We start from the raw sequence: 16,952 nt of genomic DNA on the forward strand, positions 1-16,952 counted from the left end.
GCGCGTCAACTCGCGTTGCGCGCCTGGGGTCTGCGTTGCCGGCTGAACGCCGATCAGCCGAGGGCCTTCACGAGTTCGGGCACGGCGGTGAACAGATCGGCCTCGAGGCCGTAATCGGCCACAGAGAAGATCGGCGCTTCCGGGTCCTTGTTGATCGCGACGATCACCTTGCTGTCCTTCATGCCGGCAAGGTGCTGGATCGCGCCGCTGATGCCGGCCGCGATGTAGAGCTGGGGCGCCACGATCTTGCCGGTCTGACCGACCTGCCAGTCGTTGGGCGCATAGCCCGCGTCGACCGCCGCCCGGCTCGCGCCGAGCGCGGCACCGAGCTTGTCCGCCAGCGGCGTCAGCACCTCGTTGAACTTCTCGCTGCTGCCCATCGCCCGGCCGCCTGAGACGATGATCTTGGCGGCGGTCAGCTCGGGGCGGTCGTTCTTGGCGATCTCGCTGCCGACAAAACTCGACTTGCCGGCGTCGGCCGTGGCCGTGAGCGTCTCGACCGCGGCGCTGCCGCCGGTCGCCGCGGCCGGGTCGAAGCCGGTGGTGCGCACGGTGATCACCTTGATCGCGTCCAGACTCTGCACTGTGGCGATCGCGTTGCCGGCGTAGATCGGGCGCTCGAAAGTGTCGGCCGCGTCGACCTTGGTGATGTCGGAGATCTGACCGACGTCGAGCTTGGCCGCCACACGCGGCGCCACGTTCTTGCCGGCGGCGGTGGCCGGGAACAGGATGTGGCTGTAGTCCTTCGCAAGCGCCAGCACTTGCGCGGCGATGTTCTCGGCCAGGCCGTGTTCGAAATACGCGGCGTCGGCGTGCAGCACCTTGGCCACGCCGGCGATCTGGCTCGCGGCCTGCGCCGCGGCGGCGGCGTTGGCGCCGGCGATCAGCACGTGGACATCGCCGCCGCACTGCATGGCAGCAGTCACGGTGTTGAGGGTCGCCCCCTTGACGGTGGCGTTGTCGTGTTCAGCAATAACCAGGGCAGCCATCTCAGATCACCTTCGCGTCGTTCTTCAGTTTGGAGACCAGCGTGGCCACGTCGGGCACCTTGATGCCGGCGCTGCGCTTGGGCGGGTCGCTGACCTTGAGGGTCTTCAGGTGCGCCTTCATCTCGACGCCCAGGTCGGACGGCTTGAGCACCTCGAGCGTCTTCTTCTTCGCCTTCATGATGTTGGGCAGCGTGACGTAGCGCGGCTCGTTCAGGCGCAGGTCGGTCGTGATGATCGCCGGCAGCCCGAGCTTCAGGGTTTCGGCACCGCCGTCCACTTCCCGGGTGACGCTGACGGAGTCCGCCGCCAGTTCGACCTTGGAGGCGAACGTGGCCTGCGGCAGGTCGGCGAGCGCGGCGAGCATCTGGCCGGTCTGGTTGCAGTCGTCGTCGATGGCCTGCTTGCCGAGGATCACGAGGCCGGGCTGTTCCTTGTCGACCAGCGCCTTGAGCAGCTTGGCGACGGTCAGCGGCTGCAGTTCGTCGCTGGTCTCGACCAGGATCGCGCGGTCGGCGCCGATCGCCATCGCGGTGCGCAGCGTCTCCTGGCACTGGGTGACACCGCAAGAGACAGCGATCACCTCGGTGACGATGCCCTTCTCCTTGAGCCGCACCGCCTCTTCGACGGCGATCTCGTCGAACGGGTTCATGCTCATCTTGACGTTGGCGATGTCCACGCCGGTGCCGTCGCTCTTGACGCGCACCTTGACGTTGTAGTCGACGACGCGTTTGACCGGGACGAGGATTTTCATTGCAGCTGTCTCCTGAAAGCGGGATTCCGGGTTGGGCGCATTCTAGTTGGCGAGGTGTCGGCTCCCTGCCGCCAAGGTGACGCCAGCCCATAAAAACGAACGATCGTGCTATTTTAGACCGAAGTCGCGTCTAGACTGCCGGCATCCATGACCGACGCTCAGGAATTGTTCGAGATCGATGCCGCCTTTCGCGGGCCCTGCATCGGTGTTTTCGACTCGGGCGTCGGCGGCCTGTCCATCCTTCGCGCCCTGCGCGAGCGCCTGCCCGATGCATCGATGCTCTACGTGGGCGATGTCGCGTGCGCGCCTTACGGCGATCGCCCTGGCGAGTTCGTCGTGGAGCGCAGCTCGCGCCTCGTCGCCTGGCTGATCGCACAAGGCGCGACGATGATCGTCGTGGCCTGCAACACCGCGACGGTGCTGGCGATCGAGGCGCTGCGCGCGCGCTGGCCGACGATCGTGTTCGTCGGCGTCGAGCCGGGCGTGAAGCCGGCCGCGGCCCGGTCGCGCACGCGACGGATCGCCGTGATGGCCACAGTGGCCACGGCGGGCAGCGCGCGGCTGCGTCATCTGGTCGCTCGCTACGCCGGCGACGCCCATGTGCACGTTCAGGCGTGTCCCGGGCTCGCCGATGCGATCGAGCGCGGCGTGCTGGATGGCGCCGCGTTGGTTGAAGCGCTGGCGCCGTACTGCGAAGCGGTGCGCGCCGAACGGGTCGACACGGTCGTACTCGGTTGCACGCACTATCCGTTCGTGGAACCGACGATTCGCGAGTTGCTCGGGCCCGACATCACGGTGGTCGATACGGCAAGCGCCATCGCCGAGCGCACGGCCTCGCTTTGGGACGGGACGGAGCCCGTGTTCGACGCGACGCCGCACGTGCGCGTCGTCAGCACCGGCGCGAGCGACACCATGGCGCGGTTGCTGCCTCGATGCCCGGGCCTGGAACAGACCCCGGTCGAAGTTCTGACTATCATCCCGTGCCAACTGCCCGGGTGACGAAATTGGTAGACGTAGCGGACTTAAAATTCGCGACCGAAAGGTGTGCGGGTTCGATTCCCGCCCCGGGCACCAGGTCGCCACAACGACAAAAGCCTCGCATCGCTGCGAGGCTTTTTCGTTTGGAGGCGCGATCCGGAGTCGAACCGGACTGACCGGATTTGCAATCCTGTGAAGCCCTTGTAGATCAACAGGTTACCTAAAACCGATCGCAATACCGACGTGTCCAAAGGCGCGATACATTCCGTCACCGCACTAGATTTAAGGAATGCATCGAGATGCCGGCACACCTCCCCTACCTTTATCGTCCGGGGTCACTCAAGACCATACTTGACCGCCTCAGAACCGCCGCCACCCCTGATCGCGTCACAGGCGATTTCGTCAATGGCGCGCTAAATCTAAAGGGTGGGACCGGCTCGGCGGTCATACCCTACCTAAAGAAGATCGGCTTCGTAGCAAGCGACGGCACGCCGACCGACATCTACAAGAGCTTTCGGAATCCATCGAAAGGTGGAGCGGCTGCGGCTGCAGCCGTCTTAAATGGCTACCGACCGCTTGCCCAAGTCAACGAAACCTTCTACAAGCTGCAAGATCAGGAGCTGCGGAATCTGATCTTCCAGGTCACCGGCGCTGCATCTGACAACTCGGCAGCAAAGTTGACGTTCAGCACTCTCAAGGTCTTGCTCTCATATGCCCAGTTTGATGGCACTCCGGTCGCAGACGCTCCGAGAACCGATGAGGCCGAGTCACTTGAGGGACTTCGACAAATCGTAAATCCCACGCGACCGCATGATGGTCCTCAAGAGTCAGGCGAGTCTAAGAGCGTGGCTACAAGGGTGGGTCTCAACCTCTCTTATACGATCAACTTGAACTTGCCGGCCACGTCCGACGTGGCCGTGTTTAACGCAATCTTCCGCAGCCTCAAAGAGCATTTGCTCTCCGACAATGACTAAGGCCCAAGTTCTTAGTCGCATAAAGGCTTTCGGAATGACCAACCAAATGGTCACCGAAGACCTCAGTCGCATCGCGTCGACTCAGGACATCGATCTCGGGCACTTACCTCCCACACCGCCTGCAACGGTCGAGGCCGTCTACTACCCGCAGTTCAATGCGCAGGTGAGACGTGAGGCGGCCGAGATGAGTGGGCACTATGAAGTCTTCTATTGCTTGGAAAAGACAATTCGTGAACTTGTCTCCGAGACAATCGAGTCCGCCGAAAAGACAGCGGATTGGTGGGCCTCAACAAGGGTGCCACAGAACGTTCGTGCGGAAATCACTGCTCGAATCCAAAAAGAAGTCGATGCCGGCGTCACCAGAAGGTCTGACGCTGAACTCGACTACAGCACGTTTGGCGAACTGGCTGTGATCATTACATCCAATTGGGACATCTTTGGCGGGATATTTAGTAGCCGCCGAGCTGTCGAAAAAGTGATGTCCAGTCTCAACACGCTTCGAAACCCAATCGCGCATTGCTGTCCGTTGGCGGAGGATGAGCAGCTGAGACTCCAATTGACTGTGCGAGACTGGTTTCGCTTGATGGAGTGAGACGTGAACGCTCTCTACTCTGCGGTCTTTCGCCTCTCGTCTGTAGACAGAACCTTCTTGAAGGCAACGTCCCTTAGCGAGACTTTTCCGCTGGCGATTAATCGCATGTCAGCCTGCTCGCACAGCTCAAAATTTTCAGCGACTTCAATGTGATCAGCGATCCGCCTCCGTTTCGACGCAGAGAGGGACTTTAGGTCCTTGTATGACATTTGGGAGTGATCGAGCAGCAAGGTTGCGACCCGGCGCCTCATCTGCCGGGGTGACAGTTGAGCACTCTCGGCAGCCGAGATAAAGTTTGAAGACCCATCGATCACCTCGATGGCGCACTTCTTGTGGAGTTCCCATTTGATCTTTGTCGCAGCCCTGTCGATCCGATAGGCTTTGATCGGGCGCAGGACATTCCATGACTCTTGAAGTTTGTTGACTTGACGTGGCGACACACCAAGCTGCTCTGCAGCTTCCGCACGCGAGACGGTGTCTGCACAAATCTTGTCTAGCACCTTTAGCAGTCGCGGCAAGCGACGTCCCCATACAGTTAAACGGAACCTTAGGTCCGTCTCGGTCAGGCCGAACCGTTTGGCAGCTTCCTCAAAGGTGATCTCGCTTGACTGCAACGAGGTATAGATTCCGAGAAGACTCACACTCACTCCCATCAACGCCTTTTCGTAGTGTGTGCATTTCTTCAATATGTGTCAAAACCAAACGGCGGCTTCAAATTGTAAGCAGGCATAGCCCGGAGCTATGTAGTTGGGTTCTTATATTTTATTTATGGCAATCCACAGTCCGATTAAGCGAGTTCGGGTGATCGGTTTTGGAGCCATTTGGAGCAGTCTTTGACGCTACCTGCACGGTAGGAAGAACAACGCCTCGGGAGCCCGAGGCATCTAAGTCTTTGATTTACAAAGAAAAATGGAGGCGCGAAGCGGAGTCGAACCGCTCTGACCGGATTTGCAATCCGGGGCATAACCGCTTTGCTATCGCGCCGTTTCTTGTTCCGATCCCTCGGAATTCTAGACAAGAAAAAGGGAAGCGCTCGGCTTCCCTTTTTCTTCGAGTTTGGAGCGGGAGAAGAGTCTCGAACTCTCGACCTCAACCTTGGCAAGGTTGCGCTCTACCAACTGAGCTACTCCCGCATTTTCTGCGGACTTCGAATATCTGCAGAGCCCGCATTATAGGCTGAGAAATGCCGGCTCTGCAAGCCGGCTCGAACAAAGTTCAGTGCGTCAGCAGTTCGGACCCGGCCGGGGGCACCGCGGGCTTGGCCGCCTCTTCGGCGGGCTTCGCCGCTTCCTCCTCCGGCAAGGCTTCCGGCACCCGCTCCAACGCGACCTCGAGCACACGATCGATCCACTTGACGGGCACGATCTCGAGCTTGTTCTTCACGTTCTCAGGAATGTCCTGCAGGTCCTTGACGTTCTCTTCCGGAATGATCACGGTGGTGATGCCGCCGCGATGCGCCGCGAGCAGCTTCTCCTTCAATCCGCCGATCGCCGTCACCTCACCGCGCAACGTGATCTCGCCGGTCATCGCGACATTGGCCTTGACCGGGATGCCGGTCAGCGCCGACACGAAGGCCGTCGTCATCGCGGCGCCCGCGCTCGGGCCGTCCTTCGGCGTCGCGCCATCAGGCACGTGGATGTGCACGTCGCGCTTCTCGAACATCTCGTCCTTGATGCCCAGGCGTCGTGCGCGGCTGCGCACGACGGAACGTGCGGCCTCGACCGATTCCTTCATCACGTCGCCGAGTTGGCCGGTGCGGATGATGTTGCCCTTGCCAGGCATCACGGCCGCCTCGATCGTCAGCAGATCGCCGCCGACTTCGGTCCACGCGAGACCGACGACCTGCCCGACCTGGTTCTTCTTCTCGGCCTGGCCGTAGTCGTACTTGCGCACGCCCAGATAGTCGTTGAGGTTGTCCTCGGTCACGACGACCTTGTCCGTCACCTGCTTCAGCTGGATCGACTTGACCACCTTGCGGCAGATCTTGCTGATCTCGCGCTCGAGCGAACGCACGCCGGCTTCGCGGGTGTAGTAGCGGATGATGCCGCGCACCGCCGATTCGGTGAGCTCCATCTCCTCGTCCTTCACGCCGTTGTTCTTCGCCTGCTTCGGCGCGAGGTACTTCAGCGCGATGTTCAGCTTCTCGTCTTCGGTGTAGCCCGACAGGCGGATCACTTCCATCCGGTCAAGCAGCGCCGGCGGGATGTTCATCGAGTTCGAGGTCGCGATGAACATCGTGTCGCTCAGGTCGAAATCGACCTCGACATAGTGGTCGCTGAACGTGTGGTTCTGCTCCGGATCGAGCACTTCGAGCAGCGCGCTCGACGGGTCGCCGCGGAAGTCCATGCCCAGCTTGTCGATCTCGTCGAGCAGGAACAGCGGGTTCTTCGTGCCGACCTTGGTCAGGCTCTGCAGCACCTTGCCCGGCATCGAGCCAATATAGGTCCTTCTGTGTCCACGAATTTCGGCCTCGTCGCGCACGCCGCCCAGCGCCATGCGGACGAACTTGCGCCCGGTCGCGCGCGCCACGCTCTGGCCGAGCGAGGTCTTGCCGACACCCGGAGGGCCGACCAGGCACAAGATCGGCGACTTGACCTTGTCGACCCGCTGCTGCACCGCGAGGTACTCGAGAATGCGGTCCTTGACCTTGTCGAGGCCGTAGTGGTCTTCGTTCAGAACGGCCTCGGCGAACGCCAGGTCGTGCTTGATCTTGGTCTTCTTCGCCCACGGCAGATTGACCAGCGTGTCGATGTAGTTGCGCACGACGGTCGCCTCGGCGGACATCGGCGACATCAGCTTGAGCTTCTTGAACTCGGCGTCGACCTTCTTGCGCGCGTCCTTCGGCATCTTCGCGGCAATGATCTTCTTCTCGAGCTCTTCCATGTCGGCGCCGTCTTCGCCGTCGCCGAGCTCCTTCTGGATCGCCTTGACCTGCTCGTTCAGGTAGTACTCGCGCTGGCTCTTCTCCATCTGGCGCTTGACGCGGCCACGGATGCGCTTCTCGACCTGCAGGATGTCGACTTCATGCTCGAGCTGCTCGAGCAGCTTCTCGAGCCGCTTGTCGACCGCGTAGAGGTCGAGCACCGACTGCTTGTTCTCGAGCTTCAGCGGCAGGTGGGCCGCGATCGTGTCGGCCAGCCGGCCGGCATCGTCGATCCCGGCGATCGAGGTCAGGATCTCGGGCGGAATCTTCTTGTTGAGCTTGACGTACTGGTCGAACTGTTGCGTCACGGCGCGGCGAAGGGCCTCGATCTCCGGCTTGGTGTCGGCCTCGGGCGGCACCGGCGTCACGTCGGCGACGAAATACTCGCCGTTGTCGCTGATGCGGTGGGTGTTGGCGCGCTGGATGCCTTCGACCAGCACCTTCACGGTGCCGTCGGGCAGCTTCAGCATCTGCAGGATCGACGAGACGCAGCCGACTTCGAACATGTCGTCGGGCTTGGGCTCGTCCTTTCCGGCGGCCTTCTGGGCGACCAGCATGATCTGGCGGCCGGCTTCCATCGCGACCTCGAGCGCCTTGATCGACTTGGGGCGACCCACGAACAGCGGGATCACCATGTGGGGGAAGACGACCACGTCGCGCAGCGGGAGCAGCGGCAGGGTGATCTCTTCGGCGGGCAGGATGGGGTGTCCGGACATGGGGTGTTCCTCTCTTTCTCAAGCCGATCTGAGGGCTCGAGCCTTCATTTGCAAGACGCCGCGCGGCATGCACTGCCCTCGCGGCGAACCCGGACTGATCGCAGGCGGCGACTCGCTAGGCACTCGCCTTCTGCTCTCGGTAGACGAGCAGCGGTTTCGCGTCGTCTTCGATCGTGTGCTCGTCCAACACCACCTTGGCCACGCCGTCGAGCGTGGGCAGGTCGAACATCGTGTCGATCAGCGACTGCTCCATGATCGAGCGCAGGCCGCGAGCGCCGATCTTGCGCGCCAGCGCCTTGCGGGCGATCGCCTGGAGCGCCGACGGGCGGATCTCGAGTTCGACGCCGTCCATCGCGAACAGCTTCTGGTACTGCTTGACCAGCGCGTTCTTCGGCTCGGTCAGGATGCGCACCAGCGCGTCGTCGGTCAGCTCGCCGAGCGTGGCGACCACCGGCAGGCGGCCGACCAGCTCGGGGATGAGGCCGAACTTGATCAGGTCTTCGGGCTCGACATCGCGGAACACCTCGGAGACGCGCTTCTCGCTCTTGCCGTGCACCGTCGCACCGAAACCGATGCCCGACTTCTCTGAGCGGTTCTGGATGACCTTTTCGAGCCCGTCGAACGCGCCGCCGCAGATGAACAGGATGTTGGTCGTGTCGATCTGCAAAAAGTCCTGATTCGGGTGCTTGCGCCCGCCCTGCGGCGGCACGCTCGCCATCGTGCCCTCGACGAGCTTGAGCAGTGCCTGCTGCACGCCCTCGCCCGACACGTCACGCGTGATGCTGGGGTTGTCGGCCTTGCGGCTGATCTTGTCGATCTCGTCGATGTAGACGATGCCGCGCTGCGCCTTGTCGACGTCGTAGCCGCAGTTCTGAAGCAGCTTCTGGATGATGTTCTCGACGTCCTCGCCGACATACCCGGCTTCGGTCAGCGTGGTCGCATCGGCGATCACGAACGGCACGTTCAGGAGCCGCGCGAGGGTCTGCGCCAGCAGCGTCTTGCCCGAGCCGGTGGGCCCGATCAGCAGGATGTTGCTCTTGGCGAGTTCGATCTCGTCCTTCGTGCGGCTCATGTGCTTGAGCCGCTTGTAGTGGTTGTAGACGGCCACCGACAGGGTGCGCTTGGCCACGTCCTGCCCGATCACGTACTGATCGAGGCTGGCCTTGATCTCGCTGGGCACCGGCAGGTCGGATTTGGCGGCCTTCGGATCGGCGCCTTCGGCAGGCACTTCATCACGGATGATGTCGTTGCACAGCTCGATGCATTCGTCGCAGATGAACACGCTCGGGCCGGCGATGAGCTTCTTCACCTCATGCTGGCTCTTGCCGCAAAACGAGCAGTACAGGACCTTCTCGCTGGAGGCGCCTTTTTTGTCAGCCATAGAGTGGATTTGTCGAGGCGTAGGGGAAGGGACTGGCCAATGATAGTTCAAAAGAAATCGGGGCCTTCACAGTGAAAAAGGCCCCGTTTTCCGTGTTGTTGCTGGCACCGCGCCGGCTTCTCGCCGGTCGCGGGCGTCAGCCCGCGTTCGGCGGCGTCGCGCGGTGCTCCAGCACCTGGTCGATCAGGCCGTAGGCCTTCGCCTCGGTCGGGTCCATGAACATGTCGCGCTCCATGTCCGAGCGGATCTTCTCGATCGTCTGGCCGGTGCGCTCGGCGTAGATCTTGTTCAACTGCTCGCGCGTCTTCAGGATCTCGCGGGCGTGGATCTCGATGTCGGTCGCCTGGCCCTGCGCGCCGCCAGAAGGCTGGTGGATCATCACGCGCGAGTTCGGCAGCGCCATGCGCTTGCCCTTGGCACCGGCCATCAGCAGGAACGAGCCCATGCTGGCGGCGATGCCCATGCACAGCGTCGAGACGTCGGGCTTGATGAACTGCATCGTGTCGAAGATCGACAGGCCGGCGCTGACCGAGCCGCCCGGCGAGTTGATGTACAGCGAGATGTCCTTGTCCGGGTTCTCCGACTCCAGGAACAGCAGCTGCGCCACGACCAGGTTCGCGGTCTGGTCGTTGACCGGCCCGACCAGGAAGATGACCCGCTCGCGCAGCATGCGGCTGTAGATGTCGTAGGCCCGCTCGCCGCGGCCGGAGGTTTCGATGACCATGGGAACCATGCCCAGGCCGGTGGTTTCAAGCGCGCTCATGGCACTCCTTCAAAGGGATTCCGCAGATGTTGGGGCCGATTATGTCGCCACAAGGTCGACGCGGCAGATTCGGCCCGGGCACGAAAAAGGGCGCCGACCTCGCGGCCGCGCCCTCGGAGGGATTCGGAACGACGATCAGCCCGTCATCAGTTCGTCGAACGGCAGCACCTTGTCGGTGACCTTGGCCTTGCCGAGCACGAATTCCGCGACGTTGTTCTCGACCACCACGGCCTCGACTTCGGCCAGCCGCTGGCGGTCGCCGAGGTACCAGCGCACCACTTCCGACGGCTTCTCGTAGCTCTGCGCCATCTCCTCGATGTGCTTTTGCAGCTGGTCGGGCTTGGCCTGCAGGTTATTGGCACGGACCAGTTCGCCGACCACCAGACCCAGGCGCACGCGCTTCTCGGCCTGCGGCTGGAAGATCTCGGCCGGGATCGGCGCGGTGTCGGCATCCTTCACGCCACGCTTCTTCAGGTCGGCACGGGCGGCCTCGACCATGCGCTCGGTCTCGCCGGCGACCAGCGCCTTCGGCACGTCGAGTTCCGACGCGGTGACCAGCGCATCCATCACGCTGGCCTTGTTGCGCGCCAGGACGCGGAACTTCACTTCGCGCTCGAGGTTCTTCTTGACGTCGGCGCGCAGGCCTTCGACCGTCGGTTCGGCGATGCCGAGCGACTTGGCGAACGCCTCGTTCACTTCCGGCAGGTGCTGCGCCTCGATCTTCTTCAGCGTGACCATGAAGTCGGCTTCCTTGCCGGCCACGTCCTTGCCCTGGTAGTCCTCGGGGAACTGCAGCGGGAAGGTCTTCGACTCGCCCGACTTCATGCCGCGCACGGCCTGGTCGAACTGTTCGAGCATCTGGCCCTCGCCGATCAGGAACTGGAAGCCTTCCGCCTTGCCGCCGTCGAACGGCACGCCGTCGATCTTGCCCTCGAAGTCGATCGTCACGCGGTCGCCCTCGACGGCGCCCTCGGCAGCCGGGCGCTGCGCGAACGTGCGGCGCTGCTTGCGCAGGATGTCGATGGTCTTGTCGATCGCCTCTTCGGTGACCTCGGTCGACACGCGCTCGACTTCAGCGGTGCTCAGGTCGCCGAGCTTGACGTCGGGGTAGACCTCGAAGGTCGCATCGAACGCGACCTGGCCTTCCGGGGCGCCTTCCTTCTCGGCGATCTTCGGGGCACCGGCCACACGCAGCTTGGCCTCGTTGACGGCCTCGCTGAACACCTGGCCGACCTTGTCGTTCATCACCTCGTAGTGGACCGAGTAGCCGTAGCGCTGGGCGACCACGCTCATCGGCACCTTGCCGGGGCGGAAGCCGTCGGCCTTGACGGTGCGCGAGAGCTTCTTCAGGCGCGACTCGACTTCGGTGCTGATCGCGGAGGTGGGCAGCGTGAGCGTGATGCGACGCTCGAGCTTGTCGAGGGTTTCAACTTGGACGGTCATGGTGTGTGAACTCTGTGTGTATGAATAGCTGGTGCGCGGGGCGGGACTCGAACCCGCACACCATCGCTGGCGTCAGGACCTAAACCTGTCCCTACTTTTTATGCGATTCAGGCTGTTTAGCCTTTTTCTCATATAAAACAATGACTTGGCGGCGATGTGTATAAGGAGTGCCGACCGGTAGACAGCGGCAGATTGAGAAAAACGCGTTGGTTTCCGGTCGACGCATGCCCGGTAGCGGTAGACCAGGCGGTAGACTCGGAGGTAGATGAGCCGTCTACCGGAAACGAGCACCACATGCCAAGCGCACTACTGACCGAACAAAACATACACACCCTGGACTGCCCCGCGGGCAAAAAGGCTGAATTGTACCGAGACGAAGCCATCAAAGGCCTGGTGCTCCAGGTCACGCGCTTGGGCACCCGCGCCTTCATCGCCGAGTTCAGGCAGGCGAATGACTCGAAGACCCATGTGCGCCTCGGCACGCCGGCGACCAACCTGGACAAGGCCGACCCGGACAAGCTGACCCTGGCCGCGGCGCGCAGTGCAGCCCAGCGCCAGCTGGACAAGCTCCGGGACTCCGACGTGCGGGAGAACCGACAGAAGGGGGCCGACCTACTGCAGGACGTCTTCCTGAACTACGTGAGAGCCAAGAACATCATCAGCGAGAACTCGCGGCGCTACGAACAAGTGCTACGTATGTATGGCGGGCCACTGTGGGAGATGCCGACGGCCCGCATCACGCCGCAGGCAGTGCTCGACCAGCGAGACAAAGTAGCAAACGGGACCTTCCTGAGCTGGCACACGGCCAAGGGCAGCGCAAGCACCGCGCGCGGCGGGCCAGGCAGCGCCAACGACTTGGTCGAATACGGGTCCATGGTGTGGAGCTGGCACCGTCCAAAGCAGCCCAACCCGTTCGCCGGCATCGAGCCCTTCCCGACCGGCCCAGCGCGCGAGAAGCACGTGTTCGAGCCAACGGACCTGCCGCGCATCTACACCGCCGTGCAGCGCCTCCAGGCTGACCGCCGGACCTTGTTCTGGACCTTGCTGCTGACCGGTGGCCGGCCGCTCGCGGTGCTCCGCATGAAGTGGTCCAGGTTGAACTTGGACGACGGCTATTACACATTGACGAATGACAAAACCGAGTGCGCCGGATGGAAACCCGCGTCGTCCCCGGAATGGAACTACCCGTTGGACAACTGGTTGCTCGAGATTCTCCGGGAACACCGCATGTTTGCCCCGGATGACGCGGTTTATTTATTCGAGTCCAACCAGATGAAACGCCGGGGGCAACCGATGTCACATACGGCGCTCGACACGATATTCAACGAGCTTCGCGAACAGTGCGGTTTGCCGCGGACGTGCACGCCCTACGCCGCCAGATATACCCGGGCGACATACTGCGAGATTTTATTCGGCGACACGCTCCTGACGCAACGGATGCTCAACCACCAGAGCGACTACGGTAAGGCTGGCCAGCAGATTCGCGGCACGCGCATGGGCGCCACCGGGGGCTACGTCAAGACGCTGACAGAGCAGGTCCGCAGCAAGTGCGACACCTACGCAGCCACCATGAAAGAGCTGTGCGGCCTGCTGCCAGTGTCCGAGCAGACGAAGGCCATCTTCTTCGAGAACCGCGCCCTGACCATTTACGAGCGGCATGAGTACCTGTTGCAGGCTGGCTCGCCGGAGGTGCTCAAAGAAGTCTCCGGCCCAGGGCGCGCTGGCTGAATTATTTCAACGTTGAAATCTCCGGCGGCCGTGCGTACTTCTGAAGGCCCTTGTAGCCGCCCACGAAGAGAATCACCTTGTGACGGGCCAGGTAGTCCACCTGGGTTCTGCACTCTTCCAGTGAGACGCCGGCAGCTCGGGCAATGGCAGGAAAATCCAGCGCTACGAAGTCCTCTGTGTTTAGCAGCGGCCATACGGCTGCGTACACTGGCGACGCAAGAGCCTCTTGCATCCGCTGGGCCATCTTGCGTTGGTGCTGGTTGAGCGTGGTTGTTTCCATCAGTCCCTCCAAAAGAAGGCCTTATCGGCAGAGGGGGTCACAACTGAAGCGTCCGCTCCCCAAAACACCCACAACCGCCCGCCTCTGCGGGCTTTTTTACGTCTGCTCGATTGATTTTTTCTATCGGGTTGATAGCCTAAATACTGCCGAATATAAACCCTTATAAATCAAGGACTTGTCAGAGTAGACGTGTAAAGGTTGAACCCAGTTGAACCTGGACATCCTTGTATTAACCAAGAGAAAACCATGGTTAAACCAGGTTAGGAGGGGGCTGGAAATATAAAGACCCGGTTCACCGGTGACTACACGTGGAAACGCCTTCAAAGGCGCAACCACGAATCACCGGAGATGAACCATGAAAAACCCAACCACCCAAGTATGCAACGCTGTCGCCCTGGCCCTGGCAGATATTGGCCGCTACGAGCGCCAAGAGCAACGCGAGCAGCAAGGCATCGTCGACGGCGAAACTCGCTACAAGCGCGCCATGGCCAAGGCTGAAGAAGCTGGCCGTGCCGGCGCCATGCCTCCGGAAGTCGCCATGACCAAGCGCCTCGTGCAGCCGGTCGTCATCGCCCTGGAAGACTGGGTGAAGGACGTCGAATCGGGCCACGCCCGCCAGTTCGCCACGCACATTCTGATGATTAAGGCCCTTGGCATCTACAGCTGCGCCTACCTGGCCCTGACCATCATGATGAACGACGTCACCCGCCTGCAGACCAGCACGATGTGCCACAAGCTGGCCAACGCCCTGCGCCTGGAAATGGAAGCGCGCGCCATCAAGGCCAAGTTCGAATCGACCATTGATGAGGACGGCAAGAGCAAGGCAGGCCTGTGGGGCTGGCTGGCGCAAGAGAAGCTCCGGCAAATGGGCAACGCGCCACCATCGGCCAAGAAGCGCTTCCTGGCTGACTGGCACCTGAAAGCTGGACTGACCGAGGAGTTCCAGGAGAAGCAGCTGGGCGTCGCTCGTTTGCTCATCGACCTGGTAGTGGACTCGACCGAGATGTTCGAGCGCCGCGACGAAAACGAGATGGTCCAAGTCAGCAAGAACGGCGAAATCACCTACAAGCCGCTGGTGCGCTCGTACCTCGACTACACCGACGAGCTCGAGCAAATGCTGAAGGAAGGCCACGAGACCATGGCTCGCCTGCGTCCGATGTATCCGGCCATGGTCGTGCCACCTACGCCCTGGACCGACCCCTACACCGGCGGCTACTTGACCCCGCACTTGAAGCTCGAGCTCATCAAGCGCCCGCACAAGACCGCCTACATCCGCCAGATGGCTGAGCGCGAGGAGTTCGGCAGCGTGCTGGCCGCGGTCAACGGCTTGCAGAACACGGCCTGGCGCATCAACACCCGCGTGGCAGAAGTCGCAACCCTGTTTTTCAAGGACGGCGTGCGCATCGGCACCTTCCCTGACCTGCGTGACAAGCCGGCGCCGACCATGCCGCAGTCGCTGCACGACGAGAAGGCAGCCGCCCGCGCCAATGGCGTGAAGGTGGCCGACTGGAAGAAGGGTTCCGACGCCTACAAAGCCTGGTGCAAGAAAGCCATCCCGGTGTACGAGCACAACGACAGCCTGGAGCGCAAGAACAACATCAAGAAAACCGCGGACACCTTGGTCGAAGCCCGCAACCTGGCCGAGGAAGGCATCGTCTGGTTCCCGTGGAACCTGGACAACCGCGGCCGCATGTACAACGCGTCGAACTCGCTGTCGGACCAAGGCGACGACTTGAACAAGGGCATCCTCGAGTTCGCCCAGGGTGAACCAGTGGACAACGCAGACGCCGAGGAAGACCTGGCTGTCCAGGTTGCAACCGCCTGGTCGAACGACGGCGTCGAGAAGGGCACCTTCGAAGAACGGTTGGCCTGGACGTACGAGAACTCGGACAAGATTCTGGCCGTGGATGCTGACCCGGTCGGAACGGTCGACTGGTGGAGCAGTGCGGACTGGGACAAGACCGAGAAAATCGGCAACACGGCCTGGACGTTCCTGGCTGCGTGTTTCGAGTGGGCTGCGTTCCTGCGCGCCAAGACCGAAGGCCGCACCCACGTCAGCCACTTCGTCTACCGCGTCGACGGCTCGTGCAACGGCCTGCAGCATTACGGCGCCGCCCTCCGCTGCCGCACCACTGGCGCAGCCGTGAACCTGGTGCCTGGCGAGCGGCCTGCGGACGTGTACCGCGAAGTGGCAGCGAAGACGCAGCTGCTGGTGACCAAAGACCTGCTGAGCACCGACGAGTTCACCGCACGCGCCGCCCGCACGTTCAACGACAACGTCGGCCGCAGCTTCGTGAAGCGCCCGGTGATGACGACGCCTTACGCTGTGACTTCGCGCGGCATCGACAGCCAGATTCGCGAAGACGTGGAGAAGCTGCTGCCTGAACTGAAAAAGAAGGCCAAGGAGCTGATGAAGTTTGTCGTGTATGCCCGCACCCACATCCAGGCCGCGCTGGCCGATGCAGTGCAAGGCGCCCGCCTCGGCATGGACTTCCTGCAGCTGGTGGCCCGCTTCGCAGCGGACGAGCAAGTGCCGGTCAAATGGAGCATCGAAGGCTTCACCGTGCTGCAGGCTTACCAGCGCACCGAGCTCAAGCAGGTCCGCACGTTCCTCCACGGCAAAACCAAGGTGCTGAAGCTGAAGAAGGAAAAGACGACGAGCCTGGAAATCGACTGCGACAACGACGAACAGTTGGCCCAGGTCGAACAGCTGGCCGAGATGCTGCTGCTGCAAGCCAAGGCCGACGGCAAGAAGAATTACGGACTGCGCAAGTCGCAACAAGACGCAATGAAAGCGCTGAAGCTCGAAGGCAAGCACTCGACGCGCGAGACCATCAGCATCCAGCGTCCAACTGGCAAGCTCGATGTACGCCGCCAAGCCGCAGGAATTGGCCCTAACTTCATTCACGCCGCCGACGCAGCGCATGCCCGGAACACGATTGTTTCGCTGCTCAAGCATGGCGTGACTGCGTTCAGCTTCGTGCACGACAGCTACGGTGTTCCGCTGCGCCACGCTCGCTTGCTGGACCGGGTGCTGCGCGAAGAGTTCGTGAAGCTGCATAAGAAGCCACTGCTGCAGATGTTCTTCGACGAGGTCAAGGAAGTGATGACGGACGAACAGCTGGCCGGCCTGGACGCAGCACTGAAGGCGCACCCGACCCTGGGCAAGTTCAACGGCGGCGTGCCAATCATCGGCGACCTGGACCTGGACGATGTGATGAACAGCAAATACTTCTTCGCACCTTGAGATATTTATCCCTTACTGTATAAAAAGACGAGGCCTCCGCAAGGGGGTCTTGTCGCTTTTCAGGCTCACCTCGTCAGAGTAGACGCGTTATGAAGAAAAGCGCGGCCGGGCCGTTGTTTCGTTCTCCGTGGTTGGGTGTGTTTGCTGCCCATAAGACCGCGCTTTTCTTCCTCGTTCATGGGCCGCA

The 16,952-nt window shown here is 62.0% G+C and carries 13 protein-coding genes and 3 tRNA genes; 6 read left to right on the plus strand and 10 right to left on the minus strand.

Annotated features, from left to right (window positions below; genetic code table 11):
• Positions 1–53: 53 nt before the first annotated feature.
• Both ASC76_RS18995 and ASC76_RS19000 read right to left on the minus strand, forming a co-directional pair.
• The gene (locus ASC76_RS18995) at positions 54–989 is read right to left on the minus strand and encodes an electron transfer flavoprotein subunit alpha/FixB family protein (protein ID WP_056469994.1); all 936 of its coding nucleotides are present in this window, start codon (positions 987–989) and stop codon (positions 54–56) included.
• A 1-nt stretch (position 990) separates the two neighbouring features.
• Positions 991–1,740, minus strand: coding sequence for an electron transfer flavoprotein subunit beta/FixA family protein (locus ASC76_RS19000; protein WP_056469995.1), 750 nt, complete (start codon positions 1,738–1,740; stop codon positions 991–993).
• Positions 1,741–1,887: 147 nt separating this feature from the next.
• On the opposite strand from ASC76_RS19000, the gene murI reads away from it, so the two are divergent.
• From murI to ASC76_RS19015, 4 genes are all read left to right on the plus strand, one after another.
• Positions 1,888–2,739: a glutamate racemase gene (gene murI, locus ASC76_RS24870; protein ID WP_082549281.1), complete on the plus strand. Its 852-nt coding sequence runs from the start codon at positions 1,888–1,890 to the stop codon at positions 2,737–2,739.
• A tRNA-Leu gene (locus ASC76_RS19010) sits at positions 2,730–2,814 on the plus strand. Before murI ends, ASC76_RS19010 begins: the two co-directional genes overlap by 10 nt.
• A gap of 203 nt (positions 2,815–3,017) precedes the next feature.
• Positions 3,018–3,692, plus strand: coding sequence for a DUF5343 domain-containing protein (locus ASC76_RS25505; RefSeq protein ID WP_157615829.1), 675 nt, complete (start codon positions 3,018–3,020; stop codon positions 3,690–3,692).
• Between the two features lie 34 nt (positions 3,693–3,726).
• A complete protein-coding gene (locus ASC76_RS19015) occupies positions 3,727–4,284 on the plus strand; it encodes a Swt1 family HEPN domain-containing protein (protein ID WP_200947175.1) in 558 nt (185 codons plus the stop codon).
• Positions 4,285–4,298: 14 nt separating this feature from the next.
• Here ASC76_RS19015 and ASC76_RS25510 read toward each other — a convergent pair whose 3' ends face one another.
• From ASC76_RS25510 to tig, 7 genes are all read right to left on the minus strand, one after another.
• Positions 4,299–4,970: a hypothetical protein gene (locus ASC76_RS25510; protein WP_157615831.1), complete on the minus strand. Its 672-nt coding sequence runs from the start codon at positions 4,968–4,970 to the stop codon at positions 4,299–4,301.
• 224 nt (positions 4,971–5,194) lie between these two features.
• Positions 5,195–5,268, minus strand: a tRNA-Cys gene (locus tag ASC76_RS19020).
• 73 nt (positions 5,269–5,341) lie between these two features.
• Positions 5,342–5,417 (minus strand) — tRNA-Gly (locus ASC76_RS19025).
• An 82-nt stretch (positions 5,418–5,499) separates the two neighbouring features.
• The gene (gene lon / locus ASC76_RS19030; protein WP_056470006.1) at positions 5,500–7,923 is read right to left on the minus strand and encodes an endopeptidase La; all 2,424 of its coding nucleotides are present in this window, start codon (positions 7,921–7,923) and stop codon (positions 5,500–5,502) included.
• Positions 7,924–8,038: 115 nt separating this feature from the next.
• Complete coding sequence (gene clpX / locus ASC76_RS19035) at positions 8,039–9,304, minus strand: ATP-dependent Clp protease ATP-binding subunit ClpX (RefSeq protein ID WP_056470009.1); 1,266 nt, start codon at positions 9,302–9,304, stop codon at positions 8,039–8,041.
• 136 nt (positions 9,305–9,440) lie between these two features.
• Positions 9,441–10,067, minus strand: coding sequence for an ATP-dependent Clp endopeptidase proteolytic subunit ClpP (gene clpP / locus ASC76_RS19040; protein ID WP_056470011.1), 627 nt, complete (start codon positions 10,065–10,067; stop codon positions 9,441–9,443).
• A gap of 135 nt (positions 10,068–10,202) precedes the next feature.
• Positions 10,203–11,510: a trigger factor gene (tig, locus tag ASC76_RS19045; RefSeq protein ID WP_056470014.1), complete on the minus strand. Its 1,308-nt coding sequence runs from the start codon at positions 11,508–11,510 to the stop codon at positions 10,203–10,205.
• A gap of 294 nt (positions 11,511–11,804) precedes the next feature.
• Here tig and ASC76_RS19050 point away from each other — a divergent pair, with 294 nt between their 5' ends.
• Positions 11,805–13,238: a tyrosine-type recombinase/integrase gene (locus ASC76_RS19050; RefSeq protein ID WP_082549282.1), complete on the plus strand. Its 1,434-nt coding sequence runs from the start codon at positions 11,805–11,807 to the stop codon at positions 13,236–13,238.
• A 1-nt stretch (position 13,239) separates the two neighbouring features.
• Here ASC76_RS19050 and ASC76_RS19055 read toward each other — a convergent pair whose 3' ends face one another.
• A complete protein-coding gene (locus ASC76_RS19055; RefSeq protein WP_157615833.1) occupies positions 13,240–13,518 on the minus strand; it encodes a hypothetical protein in 279 nt (92 codons plus the stop codon).
• Between the two features lie 355 nt (positions 13,519–13,873).
• Here ASC76_RS19055 and ASC76_RS19060 point away from each other — a divergent pair, with 355 nt between their 5' ends.
• Positions 13,874–16,765, plus strand: a complete 2,892-nt coding sequence (locus ASC76_RS19060) for a DNA-directed RNA polymerase (protein ID WP_082549283.1) — start codon at positions 13,874–13,876, stop codon at positions 16,763–16,765.
• Positions 16,766–16,952 lie beyond the last annotated feature (187 nt).

The organism is Rhizobacter sp. Root404 (genome assembly GCF_001425865.1).
Classification (GTDB): domain Bacteria; phylum Pseudomonadota; class Gammaproteobacteria; order Burkholderiales; family Burkholderiaceae_C; genus LMDS01.

Excerpts from the sequence above, each read along its gene's own strand:
- ASC76_RS19060 (WP_082549283.1), top strand. The coding sequence starts at position 13,874 with ATGAAAAACCCAACCACCCAAGTATGCAACGCTGTCGCCCTGGCCCTG.
- clpX (WP_056470009.1), bottom strand. The coding sequence starts at position 9,304 with ATGGCTGACAAAAAAGGCGCCTCCAGCGAGAAGGTCCTGTACTGCTCG.
- ASC76_RS19050 (WP_082549282.1), top strand. The coding sequence starts at position 11,805 with ATGCCAAGCGCACTACTGACCGAACAAAACATACACACCCTGGACTGC.
- ASC76_RS19055 (WP_157615833.1), bottom strand. The coding sequence starts at position 13,518 with ATGGAAACAACCACGCTCAACCAGCACCAACGCAAGATGGCCCAGCGG.
- tig (WP_056470014.1), bottom strand. The coding sequence starts at position 11,510 with ATGACCGTCCAAGTTGAAACCCTCGACAAGCTCGAGCGTCGCATCACG.
- murI (WP_082549281.1), top strand. The coding sequence starts at position 1,888 with ATGACCGACGCTCAGGAATTGTTCGAGATCGATGCCGCCTTTCGCGGG.
- ASC76_RS19015 (WP_200947175.1), top strand. The coding sequence starts at position 3,727 with ATGACCAACCAAATGGTCACCGAAGACCTCAGTCGCATCGCGTCGACT.
- ASC76_RS19000 (WP_056469995.1), bottom strand. The coding sequence starts at position 1,740 with ATGAAAATCCTCGTCCCGGTCAAACGCGTCGTCGACTACAACGTCAAG.
- ASC76_RS25505 (WP_157615829.1), top strand. The coding sequence starts at position 3,018 with ATGCCGGCACACCTCCCCTACCTTTATCGTCCGGGGTCACTCAAGACC.
- ASC76_RS18995 (WP_056469994.1), bottom strand. The coding sequence starts at position 989 with ATGGCTGCCCTGGTTATTGCTGAACACGACAACGCCACCGTCAAGGGG.
- clpP (WP_056470011.1), bottom strand. The coding sequence starts at position 10,067 with ATGAGCGCGCTTGAAACCACCGGCCTGGGCATGGTTCCCATGGTCATC.
- lon (WP_056470006.1), bottom strand. The coding sequence starts at position 7,923 with ATGTCCGGACACCCCATCCTGCCCGCCGAAGAGATCACCCTGCCGCTG.